This window comes from Salipiger sp. HF18, assembly GCF_011806505.1.
In the GTDB taxonomy this organism is placed as follows: Bacteria; Pseudomonadota; Alphaproteobacteria; order Rhodobacterales; family Rhodobacteraceae; genus Salipiger; species Salipiger thiooxidans.
In genome coordinates this window covers 1-1,736 of sequence record NZ_JAATOS010000685.1, presented here as the reverse complement: position 1 = coordinate 1,736, position 1,736 = coordinate 1, and the positions used below count along the sequence as shown (strand labels likewise).

The window sequence follows — 1,736 nt, the reverse complement described above, 5'->3', positions numbered from 1 at the left end:
CAAGCGGCTCCTGGACATCGTCGATCCGACCCCGCAGACGGTGGACGCGCTCATGAAGCTCGACCTCGCCGCCGGCGTGGATGTCGAGATCAAGGTGTAAGGAGGACTCCGTAGATGTTGCGCTCTGGAGTTATCGCAAAGAAAGTCGGCATGACCCGGCTGTTCATGGAAGACGGCAAGCAGATCCCTGTGACCGTTCTCCAACTCGACGGATGTCAGGTCGTGGCCCAGCGGACCGCTGACAAGGACGGCTACACCGCCGTTCAGCTCGGCGCCGGTTCGATCAAGGCCAAGAACGTCTCGAATCCGATGCGCGGCCACTTCGCCGTCGCTAAGGTGGAACCGAAGCGGAAGATCGCGGAATTCCGCGTCGACGCTGAGAACCTGATCAGAGTCGGTGAGGAAATCACCGCCGACCACTACTTCGAAGGCCAGTTCGTGGACGTGTCCGGCACGACCATCGGTAAGGGCTTCGCGGGTGCCATGAAGCGGCACAACTTCGGTGGTCTGCGTGCCTCGCACGGTGTGTCGATCTCGCACCGTTCGCACGGTTCGACCGGCCAGTGTCAGGATCCGGGCAAGGTCTTCAAAGGCAAGAAGATGGCAGGCCACATGGGTGCCGTCCGTGTCACCACCCAGAACCTTCAGGTCGTGAAGACCGATGCCGACCGCGGCATCATCATGATCAAGGGCGCCGTCCCGGGTTCGAAGGGTGGCTGGGTCACCATCAAGGACGCCGTCAAGAAGCCGTTCCCCGAGAACGCCATTCTGCCGGCAGCCCTGAAGTCCGCCGCTGAAGAAGCCGCCAAAGCCGCCGAGGAAGCTGCCGCAGCCGCAGCCGCCGAGGAAGCTGCAGCAGCAGCCGCCGCGGCAGCAGAGCAGGCCGCCCAGGAAGAAGCCGCGCTGAAAGCAGCCGAGGCCGAGATCCAGGCCGAGAAGAAGGAAGGCGACGAATGAAACTCGACGTGATCAAACTCGACGGCACCGCCGCGGGCGAAGTCGAGCTGACGGACGAGATCTTCGATCTCGAGCCGCGCGCCGACATCCTGCACCGTGTGGTCCGCTGGCAGCGCAACAAGGCGCAGGCCGGTACCCACAAGGTCAAGACCCGCTCGGAAGTCAGCTACTCGACCAAGAAGATCTACCGCCAGAAGGGCACCGGTGGCGCACGCCACGGCTCCCGCAAGGCGCCGATCTTCCGCAAGGGTGGCATCTACAAGGGCCCGACCCCGCGCAGCCACGCCCATGACCTTCCCAAGAAGGTTCGTGCGCTCGGCCTGAAGATGGCCCTCTCGGCCAAGGCGAAGTCCGGCGCCCTCGTGGTGATCGACACAGCCGACTCGGAAGGCAAGACCAAGGCGCTGGCAGCACAGGTGAAGAGCCTGGGCTGGAAGCGCGCGCTGATCATCGATGGCGCCGCAGTGAACGAGGCATTCGCCAAGGCCGCTGCCAACATCGACGGTCTGGACGTGCTGCCCAGCATGGGTGCGAACGTGTATGACATCCTCAAGCGTGACACCCTGGTGCTCACGAAGGCGGGTGTCGAAGCTCTGGAGGCTCGACTGAAATGAGTGCGAAGCCCGAACATTACGACGTGATCCGCAAGCCGATCATCACCGAGAAGTCGACCATGGCGTCCGAGAACGGCGCGGTTGTCTTCGAGGTGTCGATCGACGCGACGAAACCCCAGGTGAAAGAGGCCGTCGAGGCGCTCTTCGGGGTCAAGGTCAAGGCCG

4 protein-coding genes are annotated in these 1,736 nt (G+C 63.5%); all 4 read left to right on the top strand.

What is annotated here, in order from left to right; translation table 11 throughout:
- A partial coding sequence (locus HC022_RS25880; RefSeq protein WP_217704118.1) for an uS10/mL48 family ribosomal protein occupies positions 1-100 on the top strand: 100 nt, incomplete at its 5' end.
- A gap of 14 nt (positions 101-114) precedes the next feature.
- A complete protein-coding gene (gene rplC, locus HC022_RS25875) occupies positions 115-957 on the top strand; it encodes a 50S ribosomal protein L3 (RefSeq protein WP_008882983.1) in 843 nt (280 codons plus the stop codon).
- Complete coding sequence (gene rplD, locus HC022_RS25870) at positions 954-1,571, top strand: 50S ribosomal protein L4 (RefSeq protein ID WP_008883215.1); 618 nt, start codon at positions 954-956, stop codon at positions 1,569-1,571. Before rplC ends, rplD begins: the two co-directional genes overlap by 4 nt.
- Positions 1,568-1,736, top strand: a 169-nt coding sequence (rplW, locus tag HC022_RS25865) for a 50S ribosomal protein L23 (RefSeq protein ID WP_167454295.1), incomplete at its 3' end; no start/stop codon positions are given. The genes rplD and rplW, both read left to right, overlap by 4 nt.

Coding starts and splice junctions, on each gene's coding strand:
- rplC (WP_008882983.1), top strand. CDS start 115: ATGTTGCGCTCTGGAGTTATCGCAAAGAAAGTCGGCATGACCCGGCTG.
- rplD (WP_008883215.1), top strand. CDS start 954: ATGAAACTCGACGTGATCAAACTCGACGGCACCGCCGCGGGCGAAGTC.